Origin of the sequence: Paludisphaera rhizosphaerae, from assembly GCF_011065895.1 — a bacterium.
Lineage (GTDB): Bacteria > Planctomycetota > Planctomycetia > Isosphaerales > Isosphaeraceae > Paludisphaera > Paludisphaera rhizosphaerae.
In genome coordinates this window covers 202,028-222,324 of the sequence record NZ_JAALCR010000014.1, presented here as the reverse complement: position 1 = coordinate 222,324, position 20,297 = coordinate 202,028, and the positions used below count along the sequence as shown (strand labels likewise).

At 66.8% G+C, this 20,297-nt stretch carries 20 protein-coding genes; 9 read left to right on the top strand and 11 right to left on the bottom strand.

What is annotated here, in order from left to right; all coding sequences use genetic code 11:
* The 5 genes from G5C50_RS19220 to G5C50_RS19200 all read left to right on the top strand — a co-directional run.
* The coding region (locus G5C50_RS19220) for a DUF3987 domain-containing protein (protein WP_165071934.1) at window positions 1-1,165 on the top strand (1,165 nt) is incomplete at its 5' end.
* A gap of 58 nt (window positions 1,166-1,223) precedes the next feature.
* The gene (locus tag G5C50_RS19215) at window positions 1,224-1,538 is read left to right on the top strand and encodes a hypothetical protein (RefSeq protein WP_165071933.1); all 315 of its coding nucleotides are present in this window, start codon (window positions 1,224-1,226) and stop codon (window positions 1,536-1,538) included.
* Window positions 1,539-1,604: 66 nt separating this feature from the next.
* On the top strand, window positions 1,605-2,138 hold the full coding sequence (locus tag G5C50_RS19210) for an NUMOD4 motif-containing HNH endonuclease (protein ID WP_206107767.1): 534 nt from the start codon (window positions 1,605-1,607) through the stop codon (window positions 2,136-2,138).
* Window positions 2,139-2,405: 267 nt separating this feature from the next.
* On the top strand, window positions 2,406-2,750 hold the full coding sequence (locus tag G5C50_RS19205; RefSeq protein WP_165071931.1) for a helix-turn-helix domain-containing protein: 345 nt from the start codon (window positions 2,406-2,408) through the stop codon (window positions 2,748-2,750).
* A gap of 101 nt (window positions 2,751-2,851) precedes the next feature.
* Window positions 2,852-3,157 (top strand): MerR family transcriptional regulator, encoded by a 306-nt coding sequence (locus tag G5C50_RS19200; protein WP_240907238.1) that lies wholly within the window; start codon window positions 2,852-2,854, stop codon window positions 3,155-3,157.
* Here G5C50_RS19200 and G5C50_RS19195 read toward each other — a convergent pair.
* The 10 genes from G5C50_RS19195 to G5C50_RS19150 all read right to left on the bottom strand — a co-directional run bounded on the left by G5C50_RS19195 (window position 3,129) and on the right by G5C50_RS19150 (window position 12,971).
* A complete protein-coding gene (locus G5C50_RS19195; RefSeq protein WP_165071929.1) occupies window positions 3,129-4,337 on the bottom strand; it encodes a tyrosine-type recombinase/integrase in 1,209 nt (402 codons plus the stop codon). The two genes, G5C50_RS19200 and G5C50_RS19195, sit on opposite strands and share 29 nt — an antisense overlap.
* A gap of 472 nt (window positions 4,338-4,809) precedes the next feature.
* Window positions 4,810-5,973, bottom strand: coding sequence for a zinc-dependent alcohol dehydrogenase family protein (locus G5C50_RS19190; RefSeq protein WP_165071927.1), 1,164 nt, complete (start codon window positions 5,971-5,973; stop codon window positions 4,810-4,812).
* A 34-nt stretch (window positions 5,974-6,007) separates the two neighbouring features.
* A complete protein-coding gene (locus G5C50_RS19185) occupies window positions 6,008-6,472 on the bottom strand; it encodes a RidA family protein (RefSeq protein WP_165071926.1) in 465 nt (154 codons plus the stop codon).
* A gap of 26 nt (window positions 6,473-6,498) precedes the next feature.
* Entirely contained in the window at window positions 6,499-7,443 is a 945-nt protein-coding gene (locus tag G5C50_RS19180; protein WP_165071924.1) for a 3-hydroxyacyl-CoA dehydrogenase family protein, read from the bottom strand.
* Window positions 7,444-7,460: 17 nt separating this feature from the next.
* Entirely contained in the window at window positions 7,461-8,312 is an 852-nt protein-coding gene (locus tag G5C50_RS19175; RefSeq protein ID WP_165071922.1) for an amidohydrolase family protein, read from the bottom strand.
* Window positions 8,309-9,226, bottom strand: coding sequence for a dihydrodipicolinate synthase family protein (locus G5C50_RS19170; protein ID WP_165071920.1), 918 nt, complete (start codon window positions 9,224-9,226; stop codon window positions 8,309-8,311). Before G5C50_RS19170 ends, G5C50_RS19175 begins: the two co-directional genes overlap by 4 nt.
* The gene (locus G5C50_RS19165; protein WP_165071918.1) at window positions 9,223-10,335 is read right to left on the bottom strand and encodes an alanine racemase; all 1,113 of its coding nucleotides are present in this window, start codon (window positions 10,333-10,335) and stop codon (window positions 9,223-9,225) included. The genes G5C50_RS19170 and G5C50_RS19165 overlap by 4 nt, the downstream gene beginning before the upstream one ends.
* Window positions 10,329-11,129: an SDR family oxidoreductase gene (locus G5C50_RS19160; protein WP_165071917.1), complete on the bottom strand. Its 801-nt coding sequence runs from the start codon at window positions 11,127-11,129 to the stop codon at window positions 10,329-10,331. Before G5C50_RS19160 ends, G5C50_RS19165 begins: the two co-directional genes overlap by 7 nt.
* Window positions 11,126-12,142, bottom strand: coding sequence for a Gfo/Idh/MocA family protein (locus G5C50_RS19155; RefSeq protein WP_165071915.1), 1,017 nt, complete (start codon window positions 12,140-12,142; stop codon window positions 11,126-11,128). Before G5C50_RS19155 ends, G5C50_RS19160 begins: the two co-directional genes overlap by 4 nt.
* A gap of 1 nt (window position 12,143) precedes the next feature.
* Window positions 12,144-12,971: an HpcH/HpaI aldolase family protein gene (locus G5C50_RS19150; protein ID WP_165071914.1), complete on the bottom strand. Its 828-nt coding sequence runs from the start codon at window positions 12,969-12,971 to the stop codon at window positions 12,144-12,146.
* Window positions 12,972-13,211: 240 nt separating this feature from the next.
* Between G5C50_RS19150 and G5C50_RS19145 the strand changes: the two genes are divergently transcribed.
* The 4 genes from G5C50_RS19145 (at window position 13,212) to G5C50_RS19130 (ending at window position 18,726) form a co-directional block, all read left to right on the top strand.
* Window positions 13,212-13,862 (top strand): GntR family transcriptional regulator, encoded by a 651-nt coding sequence (locus G5C50_RS19145; protein ID WP_165071912.1) that lies wholly within the window; start codon window positions 13,212-13,214, stop codon window positions 13,860-13,862.
* A gap of 22 nt (window positions 13,863-13,884) precedes the next feature.
* Window positions 13,885-15,252, top strand: coding sequence for a sialidase family protein (locus tag G5C50_RS19140; RefSeq protein WP_165071910.1), 1,368 nt, complete (start codon window positions 13,885-13,887; stop codon window positions 15,250-15,252).
* Between the two features lie 72 nt (window positions 15,253-15,324).
* Window positions 15,325-16,842: a sodium:solute symporter family transporter gene (locus G5C50_RS19135; RefSeq protein ID WP_165071908.1), complete on the top strand. Its 1,518-nt coding sequence runs from the start codon at window positions 15,325-15,327 to the stop codon at window positions 16,840-16,842.
* 495 nt (window positions 16,843-17,337) lie between these two features.
* Window positions 17,338-18,726, top strand: coding sequence for a leucine-rich repeat domain-containing protein (locus tag G5C50_RS19130; RefSeq protein WP_165071906.1), 1,389 nt, complete (start codon window positions 17,338-17,340; stop codon window positions 18,724-18,726).
* A gap of 31 nt (window positions 18,727-18,757) precedes the next feature.
* Here the strand turns inward: G5C50_RS19130 and G5C50_RS19125 are convergent, their stop codons facing one another.
* Window positions 18,758-20,248, bottom strand: coding sequence for a hypothetical protein (locus G5C50_RS19125; protein ID WP_165071904.1), 1,491 nt, complete (start codon window positions 20,246-20,248; stop codon window positions 18,758-18,760).
* Window positions 20,249-20,297 lie beyond the last annotated feature (49 nt).

Here is a 20,297-nt window from a genome sequence, read left to right as displayed (position 1 = left end):
GCCGGGCCCGTTGGCCGCATTGGTCGCCGAAGCCCGGAACGGCGTCGGAGCGGACGGCCTCCTGGCTCGGGTCCAACTGCTCGTCTGGCCCGACGCCGTGCCGTACAAGCCTTGCGAGCGCTGGCCCGACCACGAGGCCAAGCAAGAGGTCCGAAGGATCTTCAGGCAGATCGCCGAGGCCGACTACTCTTCTCGAGGCGGGCACGTCGACCAGTTCGGCGGCCCCCCCGCCTTCAGGTTCGACGCCGAAGCCCAGGCGATCTTCGACGTCTGGTTCGAAGCCCTGGAGGTCCGCCTGCGCTCCGGCGAGATCGAAGATCCGGCGCTGAAATCGGCCCTCAGCAAGTACCGCAGCCTGGTCCCGTCGCTGGCCCTGGTCTACCACCTTGTCGCGCACGTCGACTCCGACAAGATCCCGCCCGTCGACGTCGCCGCCGTTGAATCTGCGATCGGCTGGGCGGTCTATCTCGAGGCCCATGCTCGTCGCGTCTATGGCTGCTCCGGCGGCGCGGCGGTTCTTCCAGGAGCCAGGCTGGCTCGTCGCCTGTCGGATCTTCCCGACGGCTTCACGCGCCGGGACCTGCAACGGAAGGGGTGGTCCGGTCTCAAGTCGCCCGAAGAGCTTGACCGGGCGATCCAGGCCGCCTGTGAACGGCGTTGGATCCTCGCCCATCAGGCCGAGTCGGGCACGGAGGGGGGACGACCGACTGTCCGATATTGGAAGAACCCGGTCGACCCGGTCTCCGCGGCATCGGCGGGCCCCTTCCTGGCCGCCTCCGACTTGGTCGGGGTCGTGGCCGAGTGGGCTGCAGCCTCCGACGACCGGTGGGCCCAGGTCACGCCGGAGGCCGCCGGCCTCTGCCAGCTGCAGGTCTCATCCGCTAAGTGCCGCAAAGCCCAACGGCCCTTCCCGATCGGTGCCCCGGAGGAGGATCTGCTGGCGTTGCTCGAGGACCTGGCGGTCGATTCCCTGCGGTTCGGCCCGCGGGACGTACAGGCCGAACTGGCCGAGGTACAACGGTTGCGGGACGCTACTTTCGCCGCCGCCTGCGTGGAATCCGAGGCCCGAATGGACGCCCTGAAGGCGGCGGCCGTCGTCGTCTGCCCGCCTCCTCCGCCGCCGCCCCCTCCGGCTCCCGTTCCCGCCCACGTTCCCGTCGCCTGAACCTCCTCACGTTCCCAGGGCCGCCTTCGGGCGGCCCATCTCCAGGAAGGAACCGAACATGAGTCCGTCTGAAGCCTACGAAGCCGAAGCCGCCAAGGGTTGGTATCGCGTCGCCGCCGAGGTCTCGCGCCTGTACCCGGACTGCGACATTTACGCCTGGGTCGACGACAACCAGGGCGTGAAGGGTTGCGCCCGCATCATCTGCCGTTCCGGGCCGAAGCCGACTCGATCCGAGGTCGAAGTGGGTTGCGGCTGCACCGAGGCCTGGATGAGCCGGATCCTTCGGGGGGCCGTCGAAGATCTCCGGCGACAGCCGATCGAGATTCAGCCGGCCAAACCCGCGACCAAGGCGATTCGCAAGCAACCCTTCTGATCCCCCCAACTCGTTCCACGGCCGCCCCAGGACGGGGCGGCCACCAACAGCACGGAGGCTACACCAGTGATTTCCCCGACTCGACTCCTGCCCACGACGTTCACCTTCCCCAAGCCCGCCAACGTCGAGACCTGGAAGCCGATCCCATCGGCCCCCGGCTACAGCGCCAGCAGCGAGGGCCAAATCCGCAATGACAAGAGCGGCCGGATTCTGCGGCCGACGAAGACGCCCTACGGCTATCTCCAGGTGGGTCCTAAGTCCCCCGGGGTAAGCCCCAGTTGCCTTGTGCACCGCCTGGTCGCCGAGGCGTTTTTGGGCGAGTGCCCAGAGGGGTTGGAGGTCGACCACAAAAACGGAGTGCGCTCGGACAATCGAGCCTCCAACTTGCAATACCTGACGCATGCGGCGAATTGCCGGAAGGGCCGCCGGATCCGTGGCGGGGAACACAAGCTGGCCAAGTTGACCGCGGCCGCCGCCCTGGAAATCAAGGCCGCCGAGATCCGCCATGGCGACCTCACCAGGTTCGCCGAGAGGTTCGGCGTTTCGGTCCCGGCGATCCGGCAGGTCAGGAATGGAAAGTCCTGGGCCTGGGTGGGTTGATCCAGCTGTCATTTTCCCCCCGGCAATCGGGCCGGGGGTGATTAACGATAACCAAACTAACAGATTTTAGAGGTGCCTGCGCATGCCACCCAAGACTCTCTCCCTGTCCGCCTACTCTTCGAGCCGCCGAGTCCTCTGCGTCGTCCGAACAGCCGCCCACCTCGAACCCAGAGCGCTCGTCTCGTCGGTTGAAACGGCTCTGGCAGAGGCAGTGACGGGGACGTGAGAATTGGGTGGGGTGAACGGCAGCAACTTGGGAGCACGACAGTGATCGAGATTCAACTGCCGCAGTTAGAGGAGGTCGCGAGGCAGGCCGAGGGCCGACTGGCCGCGATCGAGAGCCGGCTGGCCGAGATCGAGGATCGACTGCTGCTAATCGAGGCCCTGCTCCAGCAGTTCGTTTCCCAGCGGGAAATCAAGGAGGCCTATTCGATTTCCGAGATGGCCGAGATCTGCGGGAAGACGGAGAACGTGATTAGGATTTGGTGTCGCGAGGGCCGGCTCCGGGGCATCAAGCGGGCCGCCGGCTGCGGGACCTCGAAACAGTGGGAAATCCCACACGAAGAGGTGGTCCGGTATAGGGCGCACGGCCTGCGTCCTTCCTCGAAGTGAATTCGAGTTCCGTGGGTGCCTGAAGCGCGCAATCGGACCGGAGGCGGATACTCTGTGGGTGGAGGCTCAGGGCCGATAGGGATTCGACCGCAGGAGGAGCAATGGACCGGCTGGAAATGATCGAGACTCGCCTGGATCGGATCGAAGGCCTGCTCGAGCGGCTCGTCTCGGAGCGGACCATCAAGGACTTCTACAGTCCGCGGGAGGTCGCCGCGATCGTCGGCCGGAGCGAATTTCAGGTTCGCGAGTGGTGCCTCACTGGGAGGGTCTCGGCCGAGAAGATGGAGAGCGGGCACGGGCGTTCCCGCGGCTGGAAGATCGCACGGGAGGAACTCGACCGGTACCGCTCCCACGGCTTGCTCCCCTGCCATTCCAAATCTACAGAAGTTCGTCGATCGCAGCCTTGACTCCGCGCGGCATTAGGTGCTGATACCTGCGCCTCATCGCCTCGGTCTGGTGGCCGAGGACGCGGTCGATGTAGCGCTGGTCGACGCCCTTCGACGCCAGGATCGATGCGACGCTGTGGCGAAGCGTGTGAAACCCTCGGATCTTCGACCAACGGGGGTCGTCTCGGAGGAGCCGGGCCAGATGGTCCGTGGCCTGGTCGACGTTGAGTTCCGTCCCGTCTTGGGAGATCGCCCAGGGGCCCCCAGGGTGGGCTGCGAACCAAGTCGCCACGATCTGCTTCAATCTCGGGTGGACGTCAATCTCCCGGAAGGTCACGTCTCGGCTGGTGTCCCTCTTCTTTTCTCGAATCCGAACCGTCCCGGCCTCCAGGTCCCAGTCTTCCAGTCGCGACCGGCACATCTCCGATCGTCGGCAACCCGTGAGCGCGACGAAAGCGACCATGGCGACGATCCAGGGGGACGGCGCGGTCGCCTCTACGTAGTCGAGTAGCTCGCCAACTTGCCGCGAGTCGCAGTACAGCGTCTCCCAGAGGCGGTCCTCTTCCTCAGGTGAGACGCCCCCACGGGACAGGATCTTGGCGATCTGATCGAACGTCCGGAACGGCTCTCGCCCACGATCCTTCGGCAGCGAAATCGACCCCACCTCCCAGTCGGGAGGCTGCGCCAGCCCCCTCTCGGCCGCCCAGGACCAGGCCAGCTTGAGGGTCCGCAATTCCTTCTTCGTGGTGTAGCCGCTGGTCGGCTTCCCGTTGCGTTTCTTGCGCAACCGGAGTTTCGCATACCGCTCGACGTCGACGAGACCGAGGGTCCGCAAGGAAGTCGACGCGCCCAGGATCTTTGCGACGTGGTTCAGGTGGATCCTGATCGTCTTCCGGGTATTCGACTCGACCCCAATCCGGGCGTCGGAATACTCGTCCCGCAGCCGTTCCAGGGTGATCGACTCGATGGGCTTCGGGGCTTCCACGATCTTGCCGCCGGCCACCACGAAGGACTTCACGTCGGCCCCTGGTGGGATCTCCAAGGTTCCCGACTCGAGTCGGTACAGCGTGTCCCGAATCACCCCGACCCGGACGTCGGCTTCCTTCTTCGACTTCGTCCTGAGGGAGTGGGTGTATTGCTTCCCGGCATACTCGAAACCGACGTGGTAGTTGCCGTTCACGACGCGGACGAAGCACTTCATGGGGCGGCCCCTCGTTCGGGTGTAACCAGGTGCGACTTACACCGGACTTACACCGACGATGGCCATTTCAACCCTTCGGCAATCCCCCGTCAATCCCCCCGTGGTTTTACCGTAACCCCATGTTATCCAAGGGTTGCGCCTCGTATTTCCATCGCAACTCCATGGCAACCCATGCGTGCAAAAAGTACCTTGAGGGGCTAGTGGGCTAACCATGCCCGTGCAGGTTCAAGTCCTGTCTCCGGCACTGACGCAGCAAGGGGTTATGTCGAGAGACATGACCCCTTCTTCATGCGCCCAGCGGTCGCTTGGCAACGAATCGGCCCTTGCGCCATGGGCCTGCCCAGAGGATGTTGGCAGGCTCCCCTGGTGTCCTCCCTTGGAGGTGTCGCGGACCGAAGCCATTCTTCACGCGGGGTCAATGCCGGGCCGCGGCGCATTGAGATTGGGCGTCGATGGGGTCGCCGTCAGAACCTCACCGGGATACACAGGATTCCGGAAGGTGAGGGCTCTCATCGAACAACACCAATTGCCGTATCGCCCGGCCTTCGGCGAGAAGGTCGAAGCCGACGTTGATTTCCTCGAGTCGCACCGGCGGGCTTAGGAGCGACGTGGCCGGCAAGAGGCCGCCGACGGCCAGCGACATCATCCGGGGTACGTCGCGACGGGGGACCGACGAGCCCATGTACGAACCGACGACGGCCTTCTCCTGGGCGACCAACGTGACCGCCGAGATCGAGAACTTCTGCTCAGGATGCGGCAGGCCGATGCTGACGACGGTACCCCCACGACGAAGCGAGGCGTAGGCCGTCGCCAGGACGGACGCAGATCCGACCGCCTCGAAAGCGAAATCGACCCCTCCGTCAGTCAGATCGGTGATGGCGGCGGCGGGATCGCCGGCCGTTGGACTGAATACGTGATGCGCCCCGAGCTTCAACGCCATGTCGAGCTTGTCGGGGAGGACGTCGACCGCGATGATCGGCGAGGCTCCGACGAGCTTCGCCCCCATCACCGCGCTGAGGCCGACGCCTCCCATCCCGAAGACGGCGACGGCCCGACCGGGCGCGACCCGCGCGGTATTCACGACCGCGCCCACGCCCGTCAGGATCGCGCATCCGAAGAGGGCGGCGGTCGGAAGCGGGAAGGTCGGGTCGATCTTGATGAGCGACTCCTGGGCCGCGACCGTGTATCGGGAGAACGCGGAAACGCCGAGGTGGTGCAGGACCCGCGTCCCCCCCTTGCGGAAGCGCACGCCGCCGCCGAGCAAGGTCCCGGCGAGGTTCGCGGCGGCGCCGGGCTCGCACAAGGCGGGGCGGCCGTCCACGCAGGGTCGGCACCGGCCGCAGGTCGGCACGAACGAAAAGACGACGTGGTCATCGGCTTTCAAGCCGACCACCCCCGGCCCCGTCTCGCGCACGACGCCGCTGGCCTCATGCCCCAGGACCATCGGCAGAGGCCGAGGTCGAGAGCCGTCGATCGTCGAGAGGTCGGAGTGGCATAGCCCCGCGCCGGCGAGTTCGACGAGGACCTCGCCCGTCCCGGGGGCCTCCAACTCCAGGTCTTCGACGACGAGGGGCGTCGTGACCGCATAGGGCCTCGGCTTCCCGCTCTCGTACAGGACAGCGGCCTGGGTTTTCATGGCGTCCTCTCCATCAGTGCAGCGAGCGGCGGAGCTAGTTTCGAAGCTCCAGGATCATCTCCACCTCGACGCAGGAACCAAGGGGGAGTTGGGCCATCCCCAGCGCAGTCCGTGCGTGCCGGCCGTCCTCGCCGAAGACGTCACGCACCAACCGCGAGGCGCCGTTGATCACCAGATGGTGATCGGTGAAATCGGGATCCGAGTTGACGTAGCCGGTGATCCGAACCACTCGGGCGACCGCGTCGAGCGAACCAAGGCGTTTGCGGACCGCCCGGAGCACGTTGGCCGCACACAGAGCCGCGGCGCGCGTCGCCTCGTCGACGCCGACCTCGCTGGGGACCTTCCCCTTGCCGACGAGTTCGGAGCCGTCGAAAGGAACCTGACCCGAGGCATAGACGATGCTTCCCGTGATCGCCACGGCGTCGACGAGATCGCCTTCAGGCGTCGTCTTCTCGATGGGATAGCCCAGCGCGATCAGCTTCTCTTCTCGCTCGCTCACGTCACATCTCCCCAGAATGATCGGCCTTACGAGGGCTCAGCTTTCCGAGCCGCCTCGCGCGACGCCCAGACGTTCTCGATCAGCTTCCGTTCCCAGTGCGCGGCTTCTTCGGGGGTGTAGTCGAAAAAACCCCGGCCGTTGCTGACGCCCTTCGCGCCGCTCTCGACCAGTTCCTTCATCAATGTGGGCGGCTCGGTCGCCTGGCTCAATTGAGGCCAGAGGCGTTTCATCACGGCGAGATACGCCGGCAGGCCGGTGAGATCCATCCAGCGGAACGGGCCGGCAACGTTCGCCCAGACGGAGAACGCGTTGCGGAATGACCGGTCGATCGTCTCGACGTCCGCGACGCCGTTCTCCAACAGCCAGAACGCCTCGCGATACATCGCATAGCCGATCCGGTTGACGATAAACCCCTCCACGTCCTTGCGCACCAGCGCCGGGTCCTTGCCCGCGCGCCGTCCCAGGTCCATCGCAGCCTCGGTCGTCGCATCGTCGGTCTGTTCGCCGCGGACGACTTCGAGGAAGTTCGTCAGATGGCAAGGCTCGGCCCAGTGCACGCCGACGAACCGTTCGGGGCGTTTGCGACCAGCCTGGAGCAGGGAGATCGGTAGAGCGGATGTGTTGCTGGCGATCGGAACATTCGGCCCGACGATTTCCTCGACGTCGTCGAACAGCCTCTGCTTCGCGTCGAGATCCTCGAAGATGCTCTCAATCACGAAGTCGCACGGTGCCATCTCGGCGAGGCCGGCAGCCTCGACGTAGCGGTCTTTCCACTCGGAGATGAGGCTCTCGGGAAACCCGCCGCGCCGGACCAGATCCTCGATCGCCGAGGCGATGTGCGCCCGCGCGTCGGCGCGGGTCGCCGGTTCGAGCGTATAGGCGATCACGCGGAAGCCGTGCGAAAGGAGGCAGGTCGCGATGCCCCGGCCGAGCATTCCGAGCCCGACGATTCCGATGGTCTGAACGCTCACAGTCGTTCGCTCCTGCTTCAGTGCCCGTCGAGTCCGAGGATGGCGAGGGAGTCGCGATGGATCATCGCCTCGATCTCCTCGACGTTGAGCCGCGGCAGCTTCGTCCCTTCGAGCATGTCGTTAAGTTTGCGGATGCCGGCGATCGACTCGTTCACCGTGGTGAACGGGTAGTCGGTACCGAAGAGGACCTTCCCCCAGACGCCGTACTCCTGCACCAGCATCAGCGAGTGGTAGAGCTGGAACGGCCGGTAGTGCAGGGCGGAGACGTCGGCGTAGACGTTCGGGTGCTTGCGGAACGTCACGACGCATTCGCCTTCGTAGGGATGGCCGAGGTGGGCCATGATGATCTTTACGTCGGGGAACCGGCGGGCGACCGTGTCGATGTGCCTGGGCAGCGTGTATTCCAGGGGCGCCTGGGCCATGAAGGTCGTCCCGGTGTGCAGGAGGACCGGCAGCAGATGCTGAGTCGCGTAACGCCAGAGGGGGTCGAGTCGCTCGTCGTCGGGGCAGAAGCCGGCGTACATCGGCAGGAGCTTGATGCCCCGGAGGCCCAACTCCTCGCGGCCCTCGCGCATCTCGCGCTCCCAGCCCTCCTGTGTCGGGTCGAGGGAGAGGAACCCGATCAGGGTGTCCGGGTGCGCCGCGACGTATTCGGCGACGTACCGATCGTCGACCCACTGGTCGCTGAGCTTCGCCTTCCCGCCGAAGACGATGGTCCTGGTGTCCGCGGGGCAGGTGGCGCGGTAGTCCTCGTAGCGGACAGTCAGGTCGACCTCGACGCCCGCGCGGGCGCGAATCGCCTGGCAGCGGAAGTCGTCGCCGAAGTGGCGGGGATATTCCCAGACGTGGCTGTGAACGTCGATGATCATGGCGTTTCCTCCACGGCGGCCGTCACCAGGTCGAAGAGCCGGTCGACCTCGAGGCGCGTCTCCTCGTCCAGCTTGTAGCCGACGGGTCCTCGGACGATCGCGTTCCGGAAAACCCCCTGACGCATCAGCAGGTGTTTCTCGACGGCCAGGAAGGCGTCGAGGCTCTGCTGCACGGCGATCAGCGAGGAGACCGGCAGCGAGATTCGATAGGCCCTGGGCTCGTCCCCTGCCTCCAACGCCCGCCAAAGGGCGACGATCCCCTTGATGAGATCAGCGCCGGGCATCGTGCCGACGACCCCGCGACGATAGCTATCGAGCAGGGCGATGCCGCCGGTCCCCTCGAAGATCCGCGCCCGGCCGCCGGTCGCGTCCCGCAGCGCGCTGAGCCTGGGGCCGATCGGCGTCGCCTCGGGCTTGAAGTAGACGCGGTCGGCGCCGAACTCGTCCAGGAGCCGGGCCTGCATGGCGATCGACATCGGACGGCCGACGTAGCCGCTGGCGTCCTGGACCACCAGGGGGATCGTCGTGGCGCGAACGATCCGCTCGTAGTAGCAGAGAAGTTCCCCCTCCTCGACGCCGACCGAGACCGGGGGAATGGCCATGGTCGCGGTCGCGCCGACATCCTCGGCGTGACGGGCCAGGCGCTCGGCGACGACGGCGCTCTCGGCGCCGACGCTGACGACCACCGCGCCGCGACGCCCCCCGATTCGACAGGCCAGTTCGGCCAGCCGCCGCCGTTCGTCGAGATCCAGACGCAACACCTCGGACACCATCGCCATCACGACGCCGTCGGCCCCGGCGTCGTAAAGCCACTCGATCTCGGCTTCGAGCGTTGCCTCGTCGATCGACTCATCGTCGAGAAAGGGCGTCTGGAACACCGGCAGGACGCCGGCGAGGGGTTTGCGATCGTTCATGAGAGCCTCCCGCGCGAGTCGACCGCCACCCGTTCGAGCGTACCGTCGCCGCGACGCATCCAAAAGGCGTCCTGGAGGTTGACGCACGGGCAGACGTGGTTCGGGATCACCGACACGCGTTCTCCGATCCGGGGCTTCCGTTCGCAGCGGCTCACGTCGAGTTCGCCGTGTTCCTCGCTGAGCCGGACGACGACCGCATCGGGATACTCGACGACGTGGCCGTGTCCGGAATCCGGGAACTTGACGTTGCGATCGCTCGTCAGCGTCTTGGTTCCGGCGTCGATGACGGCCTTGCCCGCGACGGCCGTGCTGACGACGGTGCAGACGACCGTCGCCGCACAGTCCTCCAGGGAGCAGAAACCGGCCCGCACAGTGTTCATGTCATTATAGATGTAAGTCCCCGGCCGGATCTCCGTCTGCCGAGCGACCAGGTGCGACTGGTAGGCCGTCGGCGTGGAACCGCCGGAGATGATGTGCACGTTAAGCCCAGAGCGTCCCCACAGATCGACGCACTCAGCGATCAGGCCGTCGATCCGCGACAGTTCCGCCCCCTGGCAATCGACGGGCTCCCAGACGTGGCCGGGGTAGAAGAAAATCCCATCAAGCCGCAGCGACCGCTCGGCGTCGATCCCCTGCGCCAGTTCAAGGGCGGCCGCGGGAGACGAGACGCCCGTGCGATGGAAGCCGACGTCGAGGTCGACAAGCACGCCGATCGTCGTCCCGGCGGCCTGAGCCGCGGCGGCGAGCCTCTCGACGCCTTCGAGCGAGTCGGCCGTCGTGCGGATCAGGACGCCTTCGCGCGCCATCGCCGCCAGACGTCGGCAGCGGTATTCGTCCACGACGGGGTAGGCGACCAGGAGGTCTCGCGAGGCCGCCGTCATGACCTCGGCCTCGCCCGCCTTCGCCGTCGTCAGGCCCGTCGCGCCGGCGTGCACCTGGCGTTCGGCCATTCGGAGCGACTTGTGGGTCTTCGTGTGGGGACGCACGTCAAGGCGATGGGAGGCCGCGTAATTCGCGAGCCGCTCCACGTTGCGCGCGACCGTCGGTTCATCGATCACCAGCGCCGGCGTCGCTTCCACTTGCCGCATCGTCTCGTCCGGGCTCACCATGCCGTCCATCCTCCGTCGACGACCAGGTTGTGGCCCGACATGTAACTCGACGCGTCCGAGGCCAGGAAAACGATCGCCCCCTTCAATTCCTCGGGCCGACCCATGCGCGCCATGGGCGACTTGCCTTCCAGGCGTCCCACAAGCTTCGGCGGTGCGGCCTCGCCGGGAAACGGACCGGGGCTCAGGCAGTTCACCCGCACGCCGTCCCGCGCCCAGTAGACCGCCAGATGACGCGTCAACTGGATCACCCCGCCCTTCAAAGCCTGATAAGCGGCCGGATTCGCAGCCCCGTCTTCATAGACGTCCGGGTAGGAGCCGACGAGGCCGTACATCGAGCCGAGCATCACCACGACGCCGCCGGTGCCGCGGCCGACCACGTGCTCTCTCAGCCGACGCGCAAGAAGAAAGTAGCCGGTGGCGTTGGCGAGTTGTCGGTTGAACTGGTCGCCTGTGATGGATCGCCAGTCCATGGGCGTCGGCTCGTGGCCGTTGTTCACGAGCACGTCGATTCCGCCGGTGAGGCGCTCGGCGGCCTCGAAACCGGACTCGATCGACGCCTCGTCAATGTGGTCGATCGCAACGGCTTGATGCTCCGCCCCTCCGACGCGCGGCAGCCGCTCCATTGCCTGCCGGGCGGCCTTCTCATCGCGGCTGCTGACGACGACGCTCGCCCCGGCCTCCGCCAACGCCGAGGCCATCGCCGAGCCCAGGCGGCCGGTTGCGCCGGTGACCAGAACCGCCTTGCCCCGCAGGCTGAAAAGGTCCATGACATCGCGATCTTGGGGCCCGCTCATGACCGGGCTCCGACGCTCGCCGTCTCGACCCAACGCCCCGTCTCGACGCTCTCCAGGATCGCCAGGTTGGCGCGAAGCGTTCGGGTTCCCTCCTCGAGCGTGCAAAGTGGAGGCGCCGTCCCTTCACAGGCATCGAGAAAGGCTTCGGCCTGTCGCATGAACGGGGCGTCCGGGTCGAGGGGGCCGCCGGGACCGTGGTCGAGCCATGCGGCCCCTGCTCGCTCGCAGGACAGCCAACGCCCGGCGTGGAGTTCGAATCGAACGGTCCCCCGCTCGCAGGCGACGGTGATCGTCGTCTCGTTGGGGGCCTGGTGCTGGTTGAGGGCGTAGTCGGCCATGACGTCGCCCTGGCGGGCGAGGACGTGCACTGTGTCTTCCACATCCACCCCTTCGATCCTCAATCGGGCCGCGTCGGCGACGACCCGGTCGACTCCGCCGACAAGCCATTCGCCGGCGTTGATAAGATGCGTGAGGGCGTCCTGAACTGCGCCACCCCCCGAGGAGCGGTCTGCATAGTAGGTCTCGCGATACGCGGGCCGGTAGTGGGCGAAATCCTGCCCGGCCGTCGCGACGAGTTGAAGCGGCCGTCCGAACCGCCCCGAGGCCAAAGCCCGTCGCATTTCGGCAAGCGGCGGACGGGCGCGCATGACGTAGGCCACGGCGACCGAGGCCCTCTGTTCAGCGGTCAGAACCGCGAGCGCTTCGACGCCGTCGAGGCTGACGCTGAGGGGCTTCTCGACGAGCACCGGGATTCCGAGTTCCACCAGGCGAGTCGCCAGTGGGATGTGCGACGGGGCCGGCGTCGCGATGACGGCGGCCCCAGGCCGTTGCTCCAGCGCGTGTTCAAGCGTCTCGTGGGCGACGGCCTGCGGATAGCGATCGGCCACCTCCGCGCGGCGTCTCGGGTTGGTCTCGACGAAGGCCGCGCGGCACCTCCCCGTGGCGAGGAAGCACCGCAGATGGCGTTCGCCGATCGATCCCGCGCCGATGATGAGGACGCGACGCCCGTCCAAATCAGTCGCCCCCCAGGTAGCTGGCCCCTTCCAGTTCGGGCGCCCGATTGAAGGTCAGGCCCACCTTGGGGCCGAACTCGGCCTGGATGCGTTCGAAGCCGCTCTTGATGAGGATGATGTCGGCGGAATGGAACAGGAGCCCGGCGCCCATCTCGATCATCTTCCGAGCGATCTCGACCGTGCCCGCGATCGCCGCCCAGGATTTGCCGGACTTCTTCGCGGCCTGGGCGACCTTCTCATAGGCGGCCAGGATCTTCGGGTGGGTGAATTCGCCCGGGATGCCGGAGAGGATCGAGAAATCCGCGGGGCCGAGCATCAGCATGTCGACGCCTGGGACGGCGGCGATCTCCTCGGCCTGGTCCAGCGCCGACTGGTCCTCGATCTGGATGATGATGAAGGTCTGCTCGTTCGCCTCGCGAATGTAGCGGGCCATGGGGGTCAGCAAGAAGGGGGCGTCGGCCCCGGCCCCGTCGAACCCGCGCTGACCGAGCGGGGCGAACTTCGCCCAGCGGACGACCTCGCGGGCCTCCGCGGCGGAGTCGCAACGAGGGTACATGATCCCCTTGGCGCCGAATTCGAGCATGCGGGACATCCGCATGAACTCCCCCTTGCCCGGTCGCGTGATGACGTCGGTGCCGCCGACGCGAGCCCCCCGGATCAGGTTGGCCGCCGTCTCCAGGCTGTATCCGTGGTGCTCCATGTCCATCCAGATGGCGTCAAACCCCATCAGGCCGGCCAACTCGAAGACCGAGGGATCCGTCAGGTGCAAGGTGACGCCTAACGACGTCTGCCCCGCACGGAGCTTGCTCAGCACGCGACTGGGTTTCATCGTGTCTCTCCCGACCGGATTTCGGGACGCCCCCGCGAGCGCGAGAGAGCCCTTTGCGCTGACATAGATACCGCGACCTTGACGCCACAATGCTCTCGCGAGCCCAGAATACGTCGGCCTCCCACAGATTTCAACGACCAAGAAGCTCAGACTTTCACCCCGGATTTCTGTTTTTTGGACGACATAGATCCGCAATAATCGTCGACATTATTCCTCCACGAACAGAGCGAAGGCTCACCCATGCCGAAACTGTCGTCCGACAACCTGGCCTCTCAGCGCGACCGCGCTTACCGGTCGTTGCGGCGGTTGTTGATCCTTCAGCAGATCGAGCCCGGCGGTCGGCTGCGCGAGCCGCACTGGTCCCAGCGGCTCGGCGTCCATCGCACGGCCTTGCGGGAAGCCTTCGCCCGGCTCGCGGCCGAAGGTTTGATCGACCGCGGCGAACGTACCGGCTACTTCGTGCCCGCCATGACCCCCGCGGACCTGGCCGAGATCACCAAGCTGCGCCTCGCCCTGGAGTGCCTCGCGATCGACGAGGTCTGCACGGCCGAATCGCCCGACCTGGCTCCGATGAATCAGGCCAGCGAGGAATTCGCCCGCTTCCTGGAGGGTGAATACTCCCTCGGGGCGATCGAGGCCGATCGTCGATTCCACGAGGCCCTGATCGACGCCGCGCGGATGAGGCGCCTGTCCGACCTCTACCAACGCGCCCCTCTCCCCCTGATCCACGGCGACGTCGAGGAGCCGGAGCAATGGCGCCGGGCCTGCGCACGCACCCTGGAAGAGCACCGGAGGATTCTCGAGGCGCTCAGGGCCCGCGACGCGGAGCGGGCCAAGCACACGCTCCGGGAACATCTCTCCCACCTGCTGATCCTCCCTATCTGTCCCTGAAGTCGTCAGGAGCGACCACGAGATGAGAACGAAGCCCATCGCCGCGATGCTCTCGGCCCTTCTCCTGATCGCCGGCCGCTCGCCGGCTCAGGACGCCCCCCGGGTCGCAGCCCCCGAGGCAGGCGCGCAACCTCCCGAGATGATCCTCGACGACGGCTCGATCCGGCTGACGTTCGGCGAACCTCTCGTGGTCTTGCCTCGCGGCCTCCAACCTTCGCTCCTGTGCATGCGCTCGGGCGCTCTGCTCTTGCAGGCCCAGGTCCCCGAGAAGCCGTTCCCATCGAAGCGGATCGCTTACTTCTCCGCGATGTGCACGCAAATCTCGCGCGACGGCGGCGCGACCTGGACCATCCTCCCCCTCACCCCCGGCGAGAACGGCCTCAACATGGAAGGCGGGGCGATTCAGACGCGCGATGGGTCGATCCTCGCCCTGGATACTTATGTCCCTCCCGGCGCAAAGCCCGGCGAGGGGATCGGACAGATCTACGTCTCGACGGACGACTGGAAGACGGTCGACGGTCCCCGCGACGCCTTGTTCGACATTCCTCGCGCGAAGTTCGACGGCTCCAGCGACGACGGCGGCCGTCCGCACGCCGCCATGCGAGCCCATCGGCGCATCCTGGAACTGCCCAACGGCGACCTCCTCACGACGCTCTACGGATGGCTCGAAGGGGACGCGACGCCCGCGACGTACGCCCCGACGATGATGAAGTCGCGGGCCCTGCTCGTCCGTTCGTCCGACAAGGGACGCAGTTGGAAGCTCGTCTCGACGATCGCCGTCGATCCCAGCGTCGGCACCGAGGGTTTCGGCGAGCCGGTGCTCTGCCGCACGAGCAAGGGGCCGAACCCAGATCGGCTCATCTGCCTGATGCGCACCGGCCGCAATCTGTATGCAGCGACCTCGGAAGACCTCGGTGCGACTTGGAGCCCCCCGCGCGAGTGGATCGTCGCGGGGCTCGACGTCAATCGCGTCGAGCTCTGGGCCGACCACTACCGGAATCTGAAGGACGCCCGCGGCAAGCCGATCGACGAGAACAATCTGGACGAGCTTCGAGGGGCGGCCGTCGACCCGGACCTGATCGAGCTGCGCAGCGGGCTCCTCGTCGCCACGTTCGGCGTTCGCATCCCGCAGAAGGCCTGCTGGCGACGGCCGGACCATCCCTGGAACGGGAACTATCTGGCCGTCAGCCGCGACCACGGTCAGACCTGGAGCGCCGTTTCCCGGATCACGTCCGGGGTCCTGACGACTCATTACACGGCCATCGAGGAGACGCCGACCGACGACGTGATCTACCTGGCCTATGACCTGGGCGGCTGGTCGAAGGGCATGCGCCGAGACGTCGTCGGGCGGACGGTCAAGCTGGAGCGCCGCGACGGGAGCCGCCCCTGATCGATCTCGCCCCCGGCATCCGACGGACCCATTCGTCACGCCCGAGCCCCCTTCACCTCGCGAGAGATCGGCATGCACTGGATCGACGTCTCCATCATGGCGGCTTATATGATCGGGATTACGATCATCGGCGTCCTGTCGCGGGGCAAGGGGGAGGACGCGGAGGATTACTTCGTCGCCGGCGGCTCGCAGCATTCCTGGTTCGAGTCGGTCCTGGTCGGGTTGAGCATCGCGGCCACGTTTTTCTCAGGGATCAGCTTCATCGCCTACCCCAGCGTCGTCTATTCCAACGGCGTGCTGTTGCCGGTCTGGGGCGTGCTTGTCTGCCTGCCGATCCAGTACACGATCCTGCGATACTGGTTCCTGCCTCGCTACCTCGCCGGCGGCTGGGCCTTTCCCTATCAGGTGATCGAGTCCCGGTTCGGGCCCGCCGCGAGGACCTTCGCCGCGGGGCTTTACGTCCTGATGCGGATCGGCTGGATGGCCGCGATGATCTACGCCCCAACCCTGGCGATCATCACGATGGGCCGCCTGGACCAGCGCTGGTTCTGGCCCATCGTCCTGATCACGGGGTTGAGCAACACGCTCTACACCGTGGTCTCCGGCGTGCGCGGGGTGATCGTCACGGAAGCCCTGCACATCCCCGTGATCGCCTTCGGCGTGGCGGCGACGATCATCTCGGCGTGGTGGCAGATGCCGGTCCCGGTGGGAGAGGCCCTGGCCGACGTCGCCCGGCAGGGGCGGTTCGACGTCCTCAATTTCTCGATTGACCCCACGAGCCCTCTCACCGTCTGGACCGTGCTGCTGGGGGTCAGCCTCGGGAACCTGGCCAACTACATCGGCGACCCGATGTCGCTCCAGCGTTACCTCATGATCGGCGACGCTCGAGTCGCCGCCCGGTCGTTCGCGGTGAACATCATCGGGGTCGTGATCGTGGTGTCGCTGCTGTCGACCGTAGGCCTCTCGATGTTCGCCTTCTACTCGCACACAGCCGACCCGACGCTGCCGAGCAAGCCCGACCAGGTGTTCCCGCACTTCGTGGCGACTCGACTCCCCCCGGGAGTCGCTGGCCTGCTGCTCGCGGCCTTGCTGGCCGCGACGGGCATCCCCAGCGGCATCAACGCGCTCGCGTCCGTCCTGACCATCGACTTCCACACGCGGTTCCTTCCCAGCACGACCCCGACCCAGGCGCTCTGGTGGGGGCGAGTCTATTCTCTGCTCCTAGGCGCGCTCGCCACCGTGACGGCCGGCTTCCTCTCGAAGCTCGGCACGATCTTCGAGATGTCGCAGGTGATCCTGGGCGTGTTCGCAGGCCCGTTGCTGACGTGCGTCGCCGTGGCTGTCGCCGGTTGGCGTTGCACCGGGCCGGCCATGATCGCCGGCATGCTGACGGGTTGGGCGACGGGCGTCGCGGTGAGCCTGTCGGGCGCAGCCCCCTCCTGGGCCGCACCATCGTCCTCGCTGGCAACGCTCGCTTCGGCCCTCATCTTCACGCACTTGGCCCCCCGCGCAACTCGATCCTCACGATTCGAAGCCTGCGTCCCACCCAATGAATCCGTCGCGACTGATCCACTGGGCCCCGCAAGCTAGAGGGTCGTTTGTTTCGCACGGGGTCATCAGTGCGGCTGACCTGCCGGCGGAGCGGCCTGAGAGCGTCGAACTGGCGAACAACCGCCCAAACTCGCCGCCCGCCGCGCGCTCAATCCAGCCCGTTTCGACCTCAACCGCCCTCGGTTCGCTCCGGCGTTCGGCGGAAGGGCCCGTGGGGTTCTCAAGACGATCTACGGGCAGCTCCCGCCGCTGGGCACCATCGGCCCGATTGCTCGCGGGAACCGGGCCTCGGCCGTCCGGGGCCCGCCCCTCGCTCGACGGCGGCTCGCGTGAGCCTGGCGGCGGCGAGCCCATGTGGTCCGGACACGCCGTCCCCCACCGCCCCGGGAACTCCTTTCAGACGGCCCGGCTCCGCATCGCCCGCTCGCCTCTCCACCGATCCGCGGCGACCTCCCAAGGCCGCGCCTTGACGTCTCGAGCGATCCCTGGAACGATGCGTTCCAGGGAACGAAAAGGGATCAGGAGACGAGTCCGATGCATTGGACTGTCCTCAGGAGGTTCAGGAAACGCCCCGCGCTGAGCCTCCGATGGGCGTTGGTCGGCATCGCCGCAATCGGCCTCCTCCTGGGATTGGCGGCCGCGCGGAACTCCGGAAAACGACGGGTCCGCCAGTCGATCAAGCAACAAGGCGGCGACGTCGTCGTCGCACCGGTCTGGTGGAGCGAGTGGACTCCGGAAACGCTCCAGCGCTGGGTCGGCCTCGATTGGTTCGAAGAGATTCAACAGATCTCCTTCGCGAGAGATGCGAAAGTCGACGCCGATTCCCTGAGATCCCTGGCCGCCCTGCGGGGCCTTCGCCAGCTCGACCTCCGAGGCTGTCAGCTCTCAGCGGAGGCTCTCGCGGCGATTGGCGGCGCGACGGGCCTTCAACGACTCGACCTCTCGGATTGCGACTTCGATCCGTCGGGGCTCGGAGCGCTGGGCGCGCTGACCGAACTCCAGGAACTCAGCCTCGCCAATACCGAGGCCGAGGACGCGTCGCTGCGGGAATTGGCCGACGGCCTGGCGACCAGCCTTCAATCGCTCGACCTCTCAGGAACGAAGGCGACCGGTAAGGGGCTCGGGGCGTTTGAAAACCTGATATCGGTCGACCTCTCGGGCTCGGCGGCGAACGACGCGGGGATGGCCGGCCTGGCCTCCTTGCGGAACTTGACGACGCTCGACCTGGAGGCGACGGACGTCGGCGACGCAGGACTCCCCCACTTGCAGGGCCTCACGAAGTTGACCATGCTGAACCTCTCGCGGACGAAGATCACCGGCGCGGGGGCGAAAAGCCTCGCTCCCCTCAGTGGGCTCGCCGAACTCGACCTGTCTCGAACTGCGCTCGACGACCGTGGGATGGAGCCCCTTGCGGGAATGCGCGGGCTCACGACCTTGAGCCTGAACTCCACGAAGATCGGGGACCGAGGCCTGGCTGCGCTCAAGGACCTGAGCTCTTTGAAAGAGTTGGTCCTCGACGGCGACGATATCGGCGACGAGGGGATGGCGAACCTGGTCTCGGGAACCGCGCCCCTGCCGTTGACGACTCTGACGCTCAACGGAACCCGCGTCGGAGATGCGGGGCTCTCCGCACTGGCGAAACTCACTTCGCTGACCCGTTTGGAATTGAGGCGGACAAAGGTCGCCGACGCAGGGCTCGTCCACCTCGGCAAGGCGACGGCCCTCGGAGAACTGGACCTGGGAGGGACGCAGATCGGCGACCCGGGCCTCGTCAACCTGGCGGCCCTGACCGTGCTGCGATGGCTGAACCTGTCGGGGACGAAGGTGGGGGACGAAGGAGCGAAGGCGCTCCAGCAGGCGCTCCCCGCGACGGAGATCGTCGTCCCCTATCGGGCCCCGCGCAGGGCCGCCACCCCGAAGTAGGCGGCCGGCCCGGCGCGTTGAGGGTCGGCGATCAATTTGAAGCGTCGGGCTTCGAGGTCGGGGCCACCTGCTCGGCCTCGTCGCCGTCCGGACGGATCAGCTCGAAGTAGCGACGGATCGTCTGACGATGGCCGAGGGGGATCGGCTCGTTGTTGAGCGCGGCTTCGGTCCGCTTGCGAGCTTTGGCGTAGTTCTCGCGGTAGCTGCGGGAGGCGAGTTGTCGCCCTTCAGGGGAATGGGTCGTCTCGGTCTCGGACGGGCCTTCGCCGGCCTGCCCTTTCACCTGGTCGCGGTTGTGGTTGGCGTCGAGTTTGGTGCGCTCGCCGTCGACGTTGCCGCTGACCGCCCGGCCCCAGTTGCTGGAAGGCTTGTCGGATTTCTTCTTCATCACGATCTTAGGGCCGCCGCTCTTCTGGCAGTTGCCCTTGCACTCGGACAGGTTGTTGTTGAGCAGCGACAGAAGGTCGGTGATCGACTTGCGGCGGCCCTGGGCGCGGGCCAATTTGCCGAGCTTGCGGGCCGAGTTGGCGAACGCCTGGCCGTCGTCGAGCGAGTCAGCCATTTCCTTGGTGGTTTCGCTCAGCTCGCCGAGCCCGGCTTCGCCCTGGGCGGTGGAGGCCTTTTTCAACTCCTCCTTGAGCGCTTTGGCTTCCTTGCGCTCGAACTGCGGGTCAGCCTGCTCGAGTGCCTCGGCCGCCTTCTCGTACTTCTGTTGCTGGAGGGCCTTGCCGGCCGATTCGGTGGCCTGGGCGGAGGCGAGCGCCTCGCCCAGCGAGTTCATCTGGGCGTCGACAACTCCCACGTTGTACAGGGCCTGCTGGGCCGTCACGGCCGATTGCATCTCCGAGAGCTTCGCCAGCGCCTCCTTCACGTCGACGCCCGGCTGCTTCATCTCCTCGATCTTCTCATTCAGCTTCTGGACGAGGTCGCGGAGCTTCTCGTCGCCCTCCTGCTTGGTGATCTCCTCCAGGTCTTCGAGATCTGCGGCAGCCTCGTCGGCGACGACCAGGATCGTCTCGTCGGGAGCGGCGGGGCCAGCCTGGACGTGCGAGGCTCTCGGCCAGGCCGCCAGTGCGACCGCCAGCGCGGCGGCGGCGACGGCCCAGGGGAACAGGCGGGGAAGGTGAATGGGCGCGGCGCGGCGAGGGTCGACGTCGCGGACGTGCTCTTCCGCGTCGGTCACCTGAAGGGCGTGCAACGGCGATTCACCGGCCCGATGGGCGAAGTCGATCGCCGTCAGGGCGCGGTCCTTGAGGTCGTAGCTGCCGTCGACGGCCGCGGCGGCCTCGGACCAGCTCCGCCGTCGCAAGGCTCCGAACAGGGCCCCCACGATCGGCCCGGCGAACAGGAGCAAGAGCGACGTGGGCCGCGAGGGTTCGTCCGTGGCGCGCCACGTCCAGCCCGCGGCCGCCAGGCTCGCGACCGCTCCGGCCAGCAGGCCGTAGACGGACCACCGCAACACCGAGGCCGCCCGTTGCCTGCGACGGACGGGCTCTAGCATCCCGTAGATCGGCTCCGACATCGTCATCGCCTCCAGAAGAGAAGCCCCGAGCTCCGCGTCGCCGCGGCGG